Source organism: Xanthobacter autotrophicus ATCC 700552, from assembly GCF_043194565.1.
Taxonomy (GTDB): domain Bacteria; phylum Pseudomonadota; class Alphaproteobacteria; order Rhizobiales; family Xanthobacteraceae; genus Xanthobacter; species Xanthobacter autotrophicus_F.
The window spans coordinates 57868-72882 of record NZ_JBAFVS010000003.1; the positions used below are offsets into that span (position 1 = coordinate 57868).

15 protein-coding genes are annotated in these 15015 nt (G+C 67.8%); 11 read left to right on the plus strand and 4 right to left on the minus strand.

Annotation, left to right across the window (positions count from 1 at the left end):
- Position 1: 1 nt before the first annotated feature.
- Positions 2-772, minus strand: a complete 771-nt coding sequence (locus tag V5F48_RS03875; RefSeq protein ID WP_394040267.1) for an SDR family oxidoreductase — start codon at positions 770-772, stop codon at positions 2-4.
- Complete coding sequence (locus V5F48_RS03880; RefSeq protein WP_394040269.1) at positions 769-1779, minus strand: NAD(P)H-quinone oxidoreductase; 1011 nt, start codon at positions 1777-1779, stop codon at positions 769-771. Before V5F48_RS03880 ends, V5F48_RS03875 begins: the two co-directional genes overlap by 4 nt.
- Positions 1780-1831: 52 nt before the next feature.
- Between V5F48_RS03880 and V5F48_RS03885 the strand changes: the two genes are divergently transcribed.
- From V5F48_RS03885 to V5F48_RS03930, 10 genes are all read left to right on the plus strand, one after another.
- Complete coding sequence (locus tag V5F48_RS03885) at positions 1832-2029, plus strand: hypothetical protein (RefSeq protein ID WP_394040271.1); 198 nt, start codon at positions 1832-1834, stop codon at positions 2027-2029.
- A 47-nt stretch (positions 2030-2076) separates the two neighbouring features.
- Positions 2077-3303: an ABC transporter substrate-binding protein gene (locus V5F48_RS03890; RefSeq protein ID WP_394040273.1), complete on the plus strand. Its 1227-nt coding sequence runs from the start codon at positions 2077-2079 to the stop codon at positions 3301-3303.
- A gap of 224 nt (positions 3304-3527) precedes the next feature.
- Positions 3528-4400, plus strand: a complete 873-nt coding sequence (locus tag V5F48_RS03895; protein WP_394040275.1) for a branched-chain amino acid ABC transporter permease — start codon at positions 3528-3530, stop codon at positions 4398-4400.
- Between the two features lie 4 nt (positions 4401-4404).
- Positions 4405-6255, plus strand: coding sequence for a branched-chain amino acid ABC transporter ATP-binding protein/permease (locus V5F48_RS03900; protein WP_394040277.1), 1851 nt, complete (start codon positions 4405-4407; stop codon positions 6253-6255).
- Positions 6239-6943 carry an ABC transporter ATP-binding protein gene (locus V5F48_RS03905; RefSeq protein ID WP_394040279.1) on the plus strand — a complete coding sequence of 235 codons (705 nt, stop codon included), beginning with the start codon at positions 6239-6241 and terminating at the stop codon, positions 6941-6943. The genes V5F48_RS03900 and V5F48_RS03905 overlap by 17 nt, the downstream gene beginning before the upstream one ends.
- A gap of 17 nt (positions 6944-6960) precedes the next feature.
- Positions 6961-7794 carry a shikimate dehydrogenase family protein gene (locus tag V5F48_RS03910; protein ID WP_394040281.1) on the plus strand — a complete coding sequence of 278 codons (834 nt, stop codon included), beginning with the start codon at positions 6961-6963 and terminating at the stop codon, positions 7792-7794.
- Positions 7791-8555 carry an SDR family NAD(P)-dependent oxidoreductase gene (locus V5F48_RS03915; RefSeq protein ID WP_394040283.1) on the plus strand — a complete coding sequence of 255 codons (765 nt, stop codon included), beginning with the start codon at positions 7791-7793 and terminating at the stop codon, positions 8553-8555. The genes V5F48_RS03910 and V5F48_RS03915 overlap by 4 nt, the downstream gene beginning before the upstream one ends.
- A 164-nt stretch (positions 8556-8719) precedes the next feature.
- Positions 8720-10108: an FAD-binding oxidoreductase gene (locus tag V5F48_RS03920; protein ID WP_394040285.1), complete on the plus strand. Its 1389-nt coding sequence runs from the start codon at positions 8720-8722 to the stop codon at positions 10106-10108.
- A gap of 37 nt (positions 10109-10145) precedes the next feature.
- Positions 10146-11756: a GMC family oxidoreductase gene (locus V5F48_RS03925; protein WP_394040287.1), complete on the plus strand. Its 1611-nt coding sequence runs from the start codon at positions 10146-10148 to the stop codon at positions 11754-11756.
- Positions 11757-11983: 227 nt separating this feature from the next.
- On the plus strand, positions 11984-12562 hold the full coding sequence (locus V5F48_RS03930; protein WP_394040289.1) for a hypothetical protein: 579 nt from the start codon (positions 11984-11986) through the stop codon (positions 12560-12562).
- A 125-nt stretch (positions 12563-12687) separates the two neighbouring features.
- On the opposite strand, the gene V5F48_RS03935 is transcribed toward V5F48_RS03930, so the two are convergent.
- Entirely contained in the window at positions 12688-13407 is a 720-nt protein-coding gene (locus V5F48_RS03935) for a hypothetical protein (RefSeq protein ID WP_394040711.1), read from the minus strand.
- A 1-nt stretch (position 13408) separates the two neighbouring features.
- Entirely contained in the window at positions 13409-13909 is a 501-nt protein-coding gene (locus tag V5F48_RS03940) for a hypothetical protein (protein ID WP_394040291.1), read from the minus strand.
- Between the two features lie 220 nt (positions 13910-14129).
- Here V5F48_RS03940 and V5F48_RS03945 point away from each other — a divergent pair, with 220 nt between their 5' ends.
- A complete protein-coding gene (locus V5F48_RS03945; RefSeq protein ID WP_394040293.1) occupies positions 14130-14990 on the plus strand; it encodes an ImuA family protein in 861 nt (286 codons plus the stop codon).
- Positions 14991-15015 lie beyond the last annotated feature (25 nt).

The following is a 15015-nucleotide window of genomic DNA, read 5'->3' on the forward strand; positions in this document are numbered from 1 at the left end:
TTCAGGTCATCAGCCAGCCGCCGGCCACATCGATCACCTGGCCGGTGACGAAGGCGGCGGCATCCGAGGATAGGAAGCGGCAGACCTCCGCCACCTCCTCCGGCTGGCCGAGACGGCGCAGCGGCGTCGAGAGCCGCACCGCCTCGTTGGCGGCGGTGGCGGTGCCGCGCACCATGGGCGTGTCGATGCGGCCAGGCGCGATAGCGTTCACCGTGATGCCGTAAGGCCCCAGCTCTCCCGCCAGATGCTTGGTGAAGCCGATGAGGGCGGCCTTGGAGGCGGCATAATGCACCCCCACGATGTCGCAATAGGTGCGCCCGGCCACCGACGAGATGTTGATGATACGCCCCTGCCCCAGCGCCTTCATGCCCGGCGAAAGGGCGCGCACGCAGTTGAAGGCGCCGGTGAGATTGACGTCGATCACCCGCCGCCATTCCGCCGGATCCATGTCCGGGGCCTCGGCGCGGCGCCCGTCGGCCCCGCCCTTGGGCGAGATGCCGGCATTGTTGACCAGCACGCTCACCGGGCCGAGCGCCGCGGCTGCCGCGCGGGCGGCGGCTTCCACGGCGGCATAGTCCGCCACGTCGGCGGCAAGGCCCACGGCCTTCACCCCGCGCAGGACGGCGGCATGGGCCGCCTCCTCCGCAAGGATGGGATCAAAGTCCACATAGGCGACGGCTGAGCCCGCGTCCGCATGGGCGTCCGCCATGGCACGGCCGATGCCGCGCCCGGCTCCGGTGACGAAGACGACGGGGGAAGACGAGAGGCTCACCGTCCGGTCTCCAGCATGATCTTGCCGAGGTGGGCGCTCGATTCCATCAGCGCATGGGCCTCCCGCGCCTGATCCAGCGGGAAGGTGGCGTGGACGAAGGGCTTGATCGTGCCGGCCTCCAGCAGCGGCCACACGTCCCGCTTCAGCGCGTCGGCAATCGCGGATTTCAGCGCCACGGAGCGGGCGCGCAGGGTGGAGCCGGTGAAGGTCAGGCGCTTCAGCATCACCGGCATGAGGTCGATGGTGACCTCGCTCGGCTGCAGGAAGGCGATCTGCACGAGGCGCCCTTCCACCGCCAGCGCCTGGAGATTGCGCGCCACGTAGGGGCCACCCACCATGTCGAGGATCTCGTCCACGCCGCGCCCGTCGGTCAGCGCCTTCACCTCGGCCACGAAGTCCTTGGCGCGATAGTCGATGGCGGCGTCCGCGCCAAGCTTCAGGCAGAACTCGCACTTCTCCGGCGAGCCGGCGGTGGCGATGACGCGCGCGCCGGCATGGTGCGCCAGCTGGATGGCGGTGGAGCCGATGCCGCTCGACCCGCCATGGATCAGGATGGTCTCACCCGCCTTCAACCGTCCACGGGTGAAGACGTTGTCGTAGACGGTGTAGTAGTTTTCCGGCAGCCCGGCGGCCTCAAGCAGGGACAGCGGCTTGGGAATGGGGAGGCAAAGCGGCGCTTCCGCAACGCAATACTCGGCATAGCCGCCCGAAATCACCAGGGCGCAGACTTCGTCGCCGACCTTCGGGGACTCAACACCCTCACCGAGCGCGATGACACGACCGGCGATTTCGAGCCCCGGAACTTCGGTCGCACCAGGGGGCGGAGGATAATTGCCGGCGCGCTGGAGGCAGTCGGGGCGATTGACGCCCGCGGCCACCACCTCCACCAGCACCTGGCCCGGCCCCGGGCGCGGCACTGGCGCGGTCTCGATGGCGATGACCTCCGGTCCGCCGGCACCGGTGAAGCGCGCCTGGCGCATAAAATCAGGAACTTCAACCATTGGCATTTCTCCCTGAAGCACGCTCCGACCAGCCCGCAGCGCAAGCGGATCGGACGACATGCTCTCTTTTCTCGCGTTCAGAGCCTTCCGCGCGGCGTCTTGCCAGCGCCTCGTCGCGGCGGCCACCTCGATGCGGGGAAAACTACAGAAGTCCTACTTGTCAGGCAACTTGGTTATCTGCATTATCCGCAGCGTCAAACGGGGCGGCACTGCCGACCCCATCGCCAATGGGCGCTCAAAAATCGTGCCCGAATAACGGGTTGCAAGAGCCGGCCTGAGACGCGCCGGACGAGGGAGGAGCCGATGAAGAGTTTCGCGCGGGCGGCGTTGGCCGCTGCACTGCTTGTTGCCGCCTCCCCCTTCGCGGGTCCTGCGGCGGCCCAGGGCACCATCAAGTTCGGCGCCCTCTATCCCTTCTCCGGCGGCCTCGCCTTGCTCGGCGATGAGAGCTTCCGCGGCTTCGAGCTGGCGGTGGAGGAGCGCAACGCGGCCGGCGGCATCGACGGCAAGAAGATCGAGTTCATCAAGGGCGACGCGGTCGATCCCAACCAGGCGGTGGGCGAGGCGCGGCGCCTGACCTCGGTGGACAAGGTCTCGGCCATCTTCGGCACCTATTCCTCGTCCCTGTCGCTGGCGGCGACGCAGGTGACCGAGCTTGCCGGCATCCCCTATTTCGAGCTTGGCGCGGTGTCCGATCCCATCACCGAGCGCGGCTTCAAATACGTCTACCGCACCAATGCCACGGCGCGTGACTTCGCCAACCGCATGGTGGATTCGGTGATCGAGGCCATCGCCCCGGCGCTGGGCGCGAAGCCCGCCGACCTGAAGGTGGGCATCATCCACGAGGACAGCCTCTACGGCCAGACGGTCTCCGGCTATCAGAAGACCCGCGCCAAGGAAATGGGCCTCAACGTGGTGGAAACACTGCCCTATTCGGCCAAGTCCGTGGACCTGACCCCGGTCATCCTGCGCCTCAAGTCCGCGGGCGTGGACGTGGTGCTGCAGACCTCCTACCAGAACGACACCGTGCTGTTCTTCCGCCAGATGAAGGACCAGGGCTACAAGCCCAAGGCGGTGATGGGCGCCGGCGGCGGCTATTCCACCCGTGACACCATGATGGCGGTGGGCGCGGAGAACATGGAAGGCGCCCTCGACGTGGACTTCACCCAGTATAACACGAACCCCAAGGCCGCCCCCGGCCTCACGGAATTCGTGGGCAAGTACAAGGCGAAGTACGGCATCGACCCCCGTTCCGGCCATTCGCTCGCCAACTACATGGGCGCCAAGGTGTTCTTCGATGCCATCGCGGCCGCCAAGAGCACGGACGCCGACAAGGTGCGGGCCGCCGTGATGAAGGTGGACATCCCCGTGGGCGAAACCGCCACCGGCTGGGGTGCCAAGTTCTCCGAGCAGGGCCAGAACACCCGCGCCAAGCCGTTCCTGATGCAGTGGCAGGGCGGCAACCTCGTCACCGTGTTCCCCGAGGCGGCGGCGGTGGCCAAGATGAAGGTCGGCGTCGGCTCCAACTGATCATCGGGAATGCTTTCCTCAGGCGGATCGGGTTCCGCTTCGTCTGAACAGCTTCTCGATTGCCTGCGGCGCCCCTGACCGGCCGCCGCGCAGCCCCCGCGCGATCTGGCCTCGCGCGGGGGCGGCATCCACAAGGTTCATTCCCCAAGCCATCCACCCCAAGACATCCACCCCATGTCCGGCCTCGTGCCGAAAGACCCTGCGGACTACTGGAGCGGAGCGCCATGGACGTTCTCATTCAGCTGGTGCTCAACGGCATCCTGCTTGGCAGCATGTATGCCATCATCAGCGTTGGCCTCACTCTCATCTTCGGCATCGTCCGGGTGGTCAACTTCGCCCATGGCGAGTTCCTGATGGTGGGCATGTATGCCGCCTACCTGCTCGCCGCGAAGTTCGGCCTGCATCCCTATGCGTCCGCCGTGCCGGTGGTGCTGCTGCTGTTCGCCCTCGGCGCGCTGGTGCAGCGGTTCATCATCCAGCCGCTGCTCTCCGCCGACGAGCACATCCAGATCTTCGCCACGGTCGGCCTGTCCACCGCACTGGTGAACCTGGCGCTGCTGCTGTTCGGCGCCGATCTTTACTCGGTGCCCCCCTCCACGGCCCAGGGCTCGGTTCAGGTCGCCGGCTTCACTTTGGTGAAGGGGCAGATCGTGATGTTCGTCTGCGCCCTGGCGCTGGTGGCGGGGCTCCACCTGTTCATGCAGTCCACCGCGCTGGGGCGCGCCATCCGCGCCACGGCGCAGAACCGCAACGCGGCGCTGCTGATGGGCGTGAAGGTGGACAAGATCTACGTCATCGCCTTCGGCATGGGCGCGGCCTGCGTGGGCCTCGCCAGCGCGCTGGTGATGCCGCTTTACCCGGTGACGCCCACCATCGGCACCTATTTCGTGCTCACCGCCTTCGTGGTGGTGGTGCTGGGCGGCATGCGCTCCATGTACGGCGCCTTCTTCGGGGCCATGATCATCGGCCTCGTGGACAGCCTCTCCGGTTACTACATCGCGCCCGACCTGAAAGAAGTCGTCTACTTCGCGCTGTTCCTCCTGATCCTCATCTTCAAGCCGACGGGCCTGTTCGGCCTCGGTCGCGGCACGGAGTGACCCGATGAGCCTTCACGACTCCTCGCTCAAGGACTCCCGGACCGCCCCGGCCGCCCCCGGCGGGCTCTCCGTCCTGTCGCGGCTCACCGATCCGCGGGTCTATTGCGCGCTGATCGCCCTGTCGCTGCTGGTCATCATCCCGGCCTGGTCGGGCTCCACCTTCATGGTGCATGTGTTCGTCACCATCTGCGTGTTCGGCGCGCTCTCGACCGCCTGGAACATCCTCGGCGGGTATGCCGGGCAGCTGTCGCTGGGCCACACGGTGTTCTACGGGCTGGGCGGCTATACGGCGGCGCTGCTCTTGACCCATTTCGGCCTCTCGCCGTGGATCGGCATGATCGCCGGCGCGGCACTGGCGGCCCTCGTGAGCCTCGGCATCGGCTATCCCTGCTTCCGCCTGCGCGGGCCGTTCTTCTCGCTCGCCACCATCGCCTTCCTGGAGGTGGTGCGGCTGTTGTCCATCCACTTCAACGGGGTCACCGGCGGCTCAGCCGGCCTCGTGGTGCCGCTGCAGATCGGCTGGCCGTGGATGATCTTCCGCGACAAGATCAACTATCTCTACATCGCATTCGGTCTTCTGGTGCTCTGCCTGGCGGTGTCCTACGCGATCCGCCATTCCCGCCTCGGCTATTCGCTCACCGCTGTGCGCGAGCGTGACAGCGCGGCCCAGGCGGCGGGCATCAACATCAACGGCGTCAAGCTCTGGGCCATGGCGATCTCGGCGGCGCTCACCGCATTGGTGGGCACGTTCCACGCCATGTACATGACCTTCCTGGAGCCCGCGACGCTGTTCTCCCTCGCCACCGCCATCGAGATCGCCATGTTTGCCCTGATAGGCGGCCTCGGGACGGTGGCGGGGCCCCTGCTCGGCACGGTGCTGGTGGTTCCGCTCGCGGAACTCGCCCGCGGCTGGCTCGGGGCCTCGGCCAATGGCCTGCACGGCTTCGTCTATGGGTCCGTGCTGGTCATCATCACCCTGACCCTGCCGGGCGGGCTTGTCGGCACCTTCGGCCCGTTCGTGGTGCGCCTCATCGACAGGCTGCCCGGCGGCGGGCGGACCCGCGCGGACGTGGTCGCGCCCGCCACCAAGATCATCACCGGCACCCCCGGCGAGGTGGTGCTGAAGGCGCAGAACCTCGTCAAGCGCTTCGGCGGGCTGACCGCCACCGACAACGTCTCCCTCACCCTGAAGCGGGGCGAGATCCTCGGCGTGATCGGCCCCAACGGCGCCGGCAAGACCACCGTCTTCGCCCAGCTCTCGGGCTTCCTCACGCCCAATGCCGGCACCATCGAGATCCTCGGCCCCGACGGCAAGTGGCATCAGCCCAGCGCGCCGGATGCCTTCGCCCGGCTCGGCATCGGCCGTACCTTCCAGATCGTCCAGCCCTTCGGCAAGCTCTCCGTGCTGGAGAACATCATGATCGGCGCCTTCCTGCGGCATCGCTCGGTGGACGATGCCCGCGCCGTCGCCCTGCGGGTGGCCAAGCTCATGGGCCTCGACGACGTGAAGGACGTGGAGGCGGGCACCCTGCCCATCGGCGGCCTGAAGCGGCTGGAGGTGGCGCGGACGCTGGCCACCGAGCCCACTATCCTGCTGCTCGACGAGGTGATGGCCGGCCAGAGCCAGTCCGACACCCTGAAGATGGTGGAGCTGATCCGCGCCATCCGCGACACCGGCGTCACCGTGATCGCCATCGAGCACAACATGCAGGCCATCATGAGCCTGTCCGACCGCATCGTGGTGATCGACAGCGGCAAGGTGATCGCCGAAGGCAAGCCCGACGCCGTGGTGCGCGAGCGACGGGTGATCGAGGCCTATCTCGGAGAGGATTTCGTCGATGCTCAAGGTCTCTGAGATCACCGCCGGCTACGGCCGCACCGTCATCCTGCAGGACATCTCGCTGAGGGTGGGGCGCGGCGAGGTGGTGACCATCATCGGCTCCAACGGCGCCGGCAAGACGACGCTGCTGCGCGCCATATCCGGCCTCGTGAAGCCCACCGCCGGCAGCATCGAGTTCGACGGCCAGCGCATCGACCGCATGCCGCCGGACGAGATCGTGGGCTCAGGCCTCATCATGGTGCCGGAAGCCCGCCAGTTGTTCCCGGTGATGAGCGTGCGCGACAACGTGCTGATGGGCGGTTACCACCCCAAGGTCCGCGCCGGCATGGCCGCGCGCTTCGACGAGGTGCTGGACATCTTTCCCCGCGTGCGCGAGCGCCTCGACCAGATGGCCGGCTCCCTCTCCGGCGGCGAGCAGCAGATGGTGGCCATCGCCCGCGGGCTGATGGCAAAGCCCAAGCTGCTGATGCTGGACGAGCCCTCGCTGGGCCTTGCCCCCATCATCGTGCAGCAGATGTTCGACGTCATCGACCGCATCTGCAAGAGCGGCACCACCGTGCTGCTGGTGGAGCAGAAGGCGTTCCACGCCCTGAAGATCGCCGACCGCGCCTATGTGATCGAGAACGGCCAGATCGCCCTCGAGAACACCGGCATCGGCCTTTTGTCCGACCCGCACATCAAGACCGCCTATCTCGGCATCTGAGCCCCGGATCTGCCCCCATGACCACGCCCCAGCCCACCCCCGAGATCACCGGCTTGACCCGCGTCTACGGCATCCTCGCGGACCCCATCCACCACGTGAAGACGCCGCAGATGCTCAATGCGCTGATGGCGCGCGAGGGTGTGGACGGGGTGATGGTGCCGTTCCACGTCGCCCCGGACGAGCTTGCCACCCTGGTGGCTGGCCTCAGGGCCATGAAGAGCCTCGGCGGCTTCGTGGTCACCGTGCCCCACAAGACCGCCATCGTGGACCTGTGCGACGCCGTCTCCGACAGCGCCCGCCGCATCGGCGCTGTGAACACCGTGCGCCGCGAGGCCGATGGCCGGTTGATCGGCGAGATGTTGGACGGCAAGGGCTTCGTCGGCGGCCTGCTGGCGGCGGGCATCGATCCCAAGGGCAGGAGCGTCTATCTCGCCGGCGCCGGCGGGGCGGCCAACGCCATCGCCTTCGCCTTCGTGGAGGCCGGCGTCTCCCGCCTCACCATCGCCAACCGCACCCGCGCCAAGGCGGAAGACCTCGCCGCCCGCCTCGCCGCGGCCTATCCGGCGGCGCAGGTGGAGATCGGCACGCCCGACCCCTCCGGCCACGACATCGTGGTCAATGGCACCTCCCTCGGCCTGAAGGAGGGCGATGCCCTGCCGCTTGATGCCACGCGCCTTGCCCCGGAGCAGATCGTGGCCGAGGTGATCATGCAGCCGGAGGAAACCGCCCTCCTCACCGCCGCCAAAGCCAAGGGCTGCCGCATCCATTTCGGCAAGCCCATGCTGGCCTGCCAGCTTGACCTCATGGCCGACTTCCTCGGCATGCGCGCGCTTGCGGGAGCACAAGCATGACCGGCGCCGGGACTGGCGCCCTCGCCGGCCGCTGCGCCCTGATCACCGGCGGCGCCTCGGGGCTGGGCCTTGCCATCGCGCAGGCGTTCCGGGCGGAGGGCGCATCGCTGGTGCTGCTGGACCTCGACCCCGCCGCCGAGGCGCGGGCGCAGGAGCTGGGCGAGGCTATCGCGGTCAAGGGCTCGGTGACGCGGAAGGCGGATATCGTCCGCGCCTTCGACGCTGCCGAGGCCCGCTTCGGCCCGGTGGACATCTGCCTCGCCAACGCCGGCATCTCCCAGAACGCACCCACCCTCTCGGTCACCGAGGAGGAATGGGACCGCGTCATCGCCATCAACCTCACCGGCACCTTCCTCACGGCGCAGGAGGCGGGGCGGCGCATGATCGCCCAGGGCGGCGGTTCCCTGCTGCTCATGGCCTCCATGTATGGCGTGGTGGCCGCGCCCGAGCGCATCGGCTATTGCGCCTCCAAGGCCGGCGTCGCCATGATGGCCAAGGCGCTCGCCTGCGAATGGGCGCGGGACAAGGTGCGGGTGAATGCCATCGCCCCCGGCTATGTGCGCACCGCCTTGCTGGACGACCTCGCCGCCCACGGCCGCCTCGACCTCGACCGCCTGAAGGCCCGCACCCCCATGGGCCGGCTGGTGGAGGCGGACGAAGTGGCGCGCATGGCGGTGTTTCTCGCCTCCGACGCCTCAAGCGCCGTCACCGGGCAGGTGATGGGCGTGGACGGCGGCTGGACCGCCTACGGCTATGTGTGACGGCGCGCCGTGTCCCGGCTTTCCACGGCAAGGACACGGCCTTTGCGGGAGAAAGGGGCTTGCGGCGCGCGGCCAACGGATGCATCCGCTTCGCCACCGCGCGGGCGGGGCCATCCGGCTGAAGCCCGCACCCGTTTCATGCCAGATGTCTTGAGGGCTGCCTCATGAGCGCCGATCTTGTTTCCCGCCTTGCCGCCATTCTCGGCCCCTCCGGCCTCCTCGCCGACGAGGCCGACATGGCCTCCTATGCCATCGACTGGCGCCGCCTGTTTCCCGGTCGCCCGCTGTGCGTCGCCCGCCCCGCCTCCACCGCCGAGGTGGCCGAGGTGGTGAAGGCCTGCCGCGCGGCCGGCGCCGCCATCGTGCCCCAGGGCGGCAATACCGGCCTTGCCGGCGGCGCGGTGCCGGACGCCTCGGGCGCCCAGGTGGTGCTCTCCCTCACCCGCATGAACAAGGTGCGCGCGGTGGACCCGGTGGGCCTCACCATCTCGGCCGATGCCGGCTGCATCCTCAAGGTGGCGCAGGACGCCGCCGCCGAGGCCGGGCGCCTCCTGCCCATAAGCCTTGCGGCAGAAGGCTCGGCGACCGTGGGCGGGGTGGTCTCCACCAATGCGGGCGGGGTCAACGTGGTGCGCTACGGCATGGCCCGCGCGCTGGTGCTCGGCCTTGAGGTGGTGCTCGCCGACGGCACCATTGTGGACATGGCCCGCCAGCTCCGCAAGGACAATGCGGGCTACGACCTGAAGCAGCTTTTCATCGGCACCGAAGGCACCCTCGGCATCGTCACCGGCGCCGTGCTGCGCCTGGTGCCCCGGCCCCGGCATACGATCACCGCCCTGCTCTCCGTGCCGAGCCCCCAAGCCGCCCTCGACTTGCTGGCGCTGGCGCAGGATGAGCTGGGCGACACCCTCTCCGCCTTCGAGCTGATGAGCGGCTATTCCTTCGACCTGCTGAAGCGACACCTCAACCTCACCCCGCCCATCGCCTCCGGCGACTGGTTCGTGCTGCTGGAGGCCGGCGCCAGCCTGTCCGGCCTGCGGGAGGCGGCGGAGGCGGCATTGGCGGCGGCGCTGGAGAACGGCACGGCGCTCGACGGCGTCATCGCCGAGACGGTCGCCCAGGCGACCCAGCTCTGGGCCTTGCGCGAGCACATTACCGATGGCGAGGCCCGCGAGGGCAAGAGCATGAAGCACGATGTCTCCGTGCCCATCGTGGATGTTCCCGCCTTCCTGGAGGCCGCCGACATCGCCATCGCCGAGGGTGCGCCGGGCGCAAAGGTCAATGCCTTCGGGCATTTGGGCGATGGCAACATCCACTACAACGTGGTGCTCGCCCCGGGCCAGGACGGCGCCGCCATCAACACCCTGGTCCACGACGTGGTGGCCCGCTTTGCCGGCTCCATTTCCGCCGAGCACGGCATCGGCCAGTACCGGGTGGACGAGCTTCTCCTGCGCCGCGCGCCGGCGGAGATCGCCCTCGCCCGCACCCTGAAGAAAGCCCTCGACCCGGACGATTTCCTGAACCCCGGAAAGGTCCTGCCGGCCGGGGGCTGACCCTCGCCCGCACAAAAAGGCAAGCTGGAACAAGGCCATGGACAGCTTCGACTATATCGTCGTGGGAGGCGGAACCGCAGGCGCGATGCTTGCGGCCCGCCTCTCGGAAGACCCCCGCCGCACCGTCCTCCTCCTGGAGGCGGGGGGCACGGACCGGGGCTTCTGGGTGCCCATTCCGGCCGGCTTCTCCAAGCTTCTGGCGGGCAGCGCCTTCAACTGGCGCTTCCACACCGAGCCGGAGGAGGCCACCTACAACCGGCCCATCGTGGTGCCGCGCGGCAAGGGGCTGGGCGGCTCAACCCTCATCAACGGCATGATCTTCGTGCGCGGCCAGCGCCAGGATTACGACGGCTGGGCGCAGCACGGCGCCACCGGATGGGGGTGGGACGAGGTGCTGCCCTATTTCAAGAAGTTCGAGACCTTCGAGGCCTCCGACGCCGACACCGCCGTGCGCGGAACCGACGGCCCCATCAACATCGTGCGCGTCGGCGAACGCCCTGTATTGTCGGAGGCTTTCATTGATGCGGCGGCGCAGGCCGGCTTCCCGCGCAACCCCGATTACAATGGAAAAGATCAGGACGGGTTCGGCTATTATCAGGTGAACCAGAAAAACGGGCGTCGATGGACCGTGGTGGACGGCTATCTGCGCCCTGCCCTGTCGCGTCCCAACCTCAAGGTGGTGACCCGCGCCCAGGCCCTCTGCCTCACCCTCGACGGCCGGCGGGTGACCGGGGTGACCTACCGGCAGGGTGGGCGGAGTGGGCGCGCGGTGGCCGCGACGGCGCGGGGCGAGGTGCTGCTGGCGGCCGGGGCGGTGCAGTCGCCCCAGCTTCTGGAGCTGTCGGGCATCGGCGATCCGGACACGCTGAGGGCCGCCGGCATCCCGCTGGTGCATGCCCTTTCAGGCGTCGGCAACAATTATCGCGACCATTTCGCCACCCGCATGAACTGGCGGGTGAAGCAGCCGGTGACCCTCAACGAGCAGACCCGCGGCCTCGCCCTCGCGCGCGCAGTTGCGCAGTATTTCCTGACGCGCAAAGGTATTCTCACGCTGGGTACCGGCCTTGCCCATGGTTTCGTGAAGACGCGGCCGGGGCTGGAGGGGCCGGATGTGCAGTATTTCTTCATGCACGCCAGCTATGCCAATGCCGCCGACCGCGCGCTCGACCGCGAGCCGGGCATGACCATCGGCGTCACCCAGTTGCGCCCGCACTCCATCGGCTCCATCCACGCCACCTCGCCGGACCCATTCACGGCCCCGGCCATCCGGCCGAATTTCCTTGCGGCGCAGGAGGATCGCGACTGCCTGGTGGAGGGCATGAAGCTCGCGCGGCGCATCGTCGAGCAGCCGGCCATGGACCCCTACCGGGCGTTCGAGATGAACCCCGGCCCGGATGTGCGCAGCGACGCGGACTTCCTGGAATTCGCCCGCCGCACCGGGCAGACCATCTACCACCCAGTCGGCACCTGCGCCATGGGCACAGGCCCTGCGGCGGTGGTGGACCCGCGCCTCAAGGTCATCGGCCTTGAGGGCCTGCGCGTGGTGGACGCCTCGGTGATGCCCACCATCGTCTCCGCCAACACGGCGGCGGCGGTGATGATGATCGCCGAGAAGGCCGCCGACATGATCCGGGCCGACGCGCGGTAGGCGACACGCCGTACCGCGCTGCCGGCTCCCTCTCCCGCTTGCGGGGGAGGGATGGGGAGGGGGCGCGGCGGCGGGACGGAGCCCCGGCGGCGGGTTGGCGGAGCGGATCTGCCCCCTCCCCGCCCCTCAAGGCACATCCCGCTGGAGGAGATCGCGTGCGCGATGGTATAAGACCCTCTTTCGCCCGTTCTCAGCCCGCCCCTTCTCAGCCATTGCGAACCTTATCCATGATCGCCACGCCGGCCCACGAGATCCCCCTGGACATCCGGCGCAAGGCGGTGGCGGTCCACGAGGCGGGGCACGCGCTGGTGGCCCTCCTCCACAAGCGGAACGTGATCGAGGCGGCCCTTCACCCGCCCCACGGCCTGAGCGGGGAAACGCGGTTCGAGGGCGCGCCCGAGCTGTTGCTGGACCTGAACATCACCGCCGACCGGCACGTCATCGAGGACGCCATCGTCATTCTCCTGGCCGGGCAGATCGCCGAAGCGCACTACTGGAAGAAGCTGGCTTCGCTCTACATCCCGCGCATCGATTCCCACCGCACCGACGACGCCGAGATCCACGCGCTGCGATCCCACTTCGCCCTGGGCCCCGAGCAAAATGCCATGCTCATGGGCTACTGCACGGACAAGGCCAGCCGCCTCGTCCTCAACGCCAACGCCCAGGCCGCCATCGACGAGATCGCGACGACCCTGTTCGACACCCTGTCCATCGGCCGGCCCGCCCTGGACGAGATCCTCGCCCGGCACGACGTGGTGGAAGGCAAGCTGAGGGTTGCGCGCCACCCTTGGGGGAGACGGGTTTAGGGGGGAGACTTCCACCGACATGATCTCAGGGTGGCTGTGAGGCAGCGCTTGAATGCACCAACAGGGGAAGTAAAATCTCGCCCTAAACGGAGATATTTATCAATCCATACAGCAGTCTTGAAAACTTAGGCGGAAAAGGGCTCAAACACGTTCAGGAGCAGTATCTCCAGGTGGCTCGCCACCATATTCTGTCCGATTTTGAGACTGTTGGGGTGGCCACACCCGTTCCGCAGCTTCAGCGCCTTTGCGAGCTCTTCCTTGACGTTCTTCCCGATGACGCCAATCGGGACTAGCCGGTCAAGAAAATCGGCTTCCCCCATGCGGGCCAAGCCGTCTTCGTTCACCGCTGGCTTCCATTTCGCATTGAAGTTTTTGGCCTCCACATTGAAAGCTGCAAGGTGATTTGCAACGACATCGCGGTAAAGAACGTCGACGGCCGCAATCCAAGACATGACGACCGCCGCCCGATACAACTTAGCCTCATGGCACTTAATTGCCTCTTCCACAAAGGCATGTGTAGTCGAGTTCTTCACCTTTGCCAGATGTTGCCGTAGATCAGCGGCGACTTGCATGGCCGCGGGGCTGACGGACGTCACGCCCAGATTGCGGAGATGATTCTTGCCGGTGTCGGTCAACTCCCACCCCAATGGGACGCGGATAGCCAGCCCGCCGCTACGGCCGAGCACATCCGAAATGTTCCATTTCTTGGGAATCCTGAAGCCGGCCTCCTCGGCTCGGCTCCGCACGTCCACGACTTTCACCGGCTGTTCGAAGGTCGCCAAGACCAGCAGAAGTTTGTCTCGAACCTGAAGCTCGCGATGCAGCCAGTCCTTTAGCCCGCCCACATCAAGCAAGTTGCGATTCCAGATCTTGAAAAGCGTCAGCAGTCAGTGAGTACACGCCATCACTGACCTGATTGAATTTGGATCCGACGAGCGTTCCGAGTGTCTTAGTGAGATTGCTCGACATGCTATCTTTATAATGCAGATTCGCTTTCTTCATCGTGTCGAGTAATTCGGCGCGTGTGAACGTCTGTTTCTTCTCAAAGATCTGCAGTGCCGCCGCCGCTGCGATAGCAAGACCTGTAGCTGATTTCCCCTTCAGATTCGTGGCGATGCTGTTGACGTGCAACATCTGCGTGGGTCCATTCGTCCTGGGCTTTGGCTGCTCGGCCGCGTGCGCTTGGGACACTGGCGCGTGTCCATCGCCCCCCTCGGCCAATACCGGAACCTTGAACAGCGTCTCGATGTGTGAGAACAGATCCTTGATGTCGGCGACAGCGAGTTCGGTCTCGCCTTCGTATTCAAATTCGACCGGCCCCGCCTTGATCCGCACTCTCGCCGCCATCTTTCGCCCCTAATGCATCGAATCAACGATGAATGTTAGAGTGGAGAGCCTTCAACTCTACTGTCAAGCCGTATGAGCGATACTAACTGGTATCGTGGCGATCGCCGCAAGCGGACCTTGCCCAGTTCGCCTAAGGCCAACACTCTAACCCATCCCACCCCCCTCCCCGTTGACATTCGCCTCCAACGGAGTCCTTTTATAAGAACAAAAGAGGAACATCATGCATGGGCGCGAGGGCATCGGGCGGCGAGGGGGCGAGGGGGTGGAGGATCCTTTGGCCGCGCTGCGGCGGCGGGTGGATGAGATCCAGCACGCCGGCGCCCCGGCGGCAGGGGCGGCGTGGGGGCGCCTGGCCCTCGGCGCGCCGCTGGATGGGGCGCTGGGCGGGGGGCTGGCGCTGGGCGCGCTGCACGAGGTGTTCGCCATCGACAAGGGCAATGGCGCCGCCGCCCTCGGCTTCGCCCTCGCCCTGGCCGCAGGCACGCGGCGGCCCATCGTGTGGGTGCGGCAGGACCTTGCCGCGCTGGAGGGCGGGGACCTCTACGGCCCCGGCTGCGCCGCCTTCGGGCTCGATCCGGCGCGGCTCATCGTGGTCCATGGGGCGGACGCCACCGACACCCTCGCCGCCGCCGAGGAGGCGTTGCGCCATGCCGCCCTCGGCCTCGTGGTGATGGAGCCCTGGGGCATGCCGTCCCGCCTCGACCTCACCGCCACGCGCCGCCTCGCGCTGAGGGCCGAGCGCTCGGGGGTGCCGGCCCTGCTGCTGCGGACGGCGGCGGAGCCCGAGCCGTCCGCCGCCGTCACCCGCTGGCTGGCCTCGGCCGCCCCCTCCGGCGCGGCGGGGGCGCCGGCCTTCTGTCTCGGGCCGCCCGCCTTCGCTCTGGAGCTGGCCCGCAACCGCGCCGGGCCCACCGGCCGCTGGATCGTGGAATGGAATGCCCATGCCCGACGCTTCACCCCGGCGCCTCGCCGCCCTGCTGCTGCCCCGCCTGCCCACCGACCGGCTGCATCGCAAGGCCCGGCACGCGCGGACGGCACGCCCGCCGTGGTCACCGGCGCCTTCGACCGCCGCGCCGGATGAAGCCCCTCCCGAGGCGCCGCAAGAT